Annotated in this window: 1 protein-coding gene; it reads left to right on the top strand. The window is 62.0% G+C overall.

All coding sequences use genetic code 11. The annotated features are described in order from the left end of the window. On the top strand, positions 1-474 hold a 474-nt coding region (locus tag E3W21_RS31725; protein WP_256661549.1), incomplete at both ends, for an immunoglobulin-like domain-containing protein.

Below are 474 nucleotides of genomic sequence, written 5' to 3'. Positions count from 1 at the left end.
AGACGCCGGTCACCATCACGTTGTCCAACGGCTCGATCATCACCATCGACGCTGGCAAAACCACCGGCTCCGTGAACGTCGACACCCCGGCCAATGACGTTTATCAGAACGGCAGCACCGTTAGCACCACGATCACTGGCGCCACCGGCGGCAACTTCGAGAACCTGGTGCCAAACCCGGCTCCGGCCGTGACCACCATTACCGACTCGCCGGACACCACCACCGTCACACTGACGGCGGGATCTACAGTCACCGAAGGCGGCCAGATCACCTACACCGCGACCCTGACCAATCCTGCTCAAACGCCGGTCACTGTCACCCTGTCCAACGGCTCGACCATCACCATCGAAGCCGGCAAAACCACCGGCTCCGTGAACGTCGACACCCCGGCCAATGACGTTTATCAGAACGGCAGCACCGTCAGCACCACCATCACCGGGACCACCGGTGGCAAATTCGAGCAGCTGACCCCGA

Origin of the sequence: Pseudomonas sp. F01002 (assembly GCF_004402115.1) — a bacterium.
Taxonomy (GTDB): Bacteria; Pseudomonadota; Gammaproteobacteria; order Pseudomonadales; family Pseudomonadaceae; genus Aquipseudomonas; species Aquipseudomonas frigoris.
This window is presented reverse-complemented; position numbering and strand designations above follow the sequence as displayed.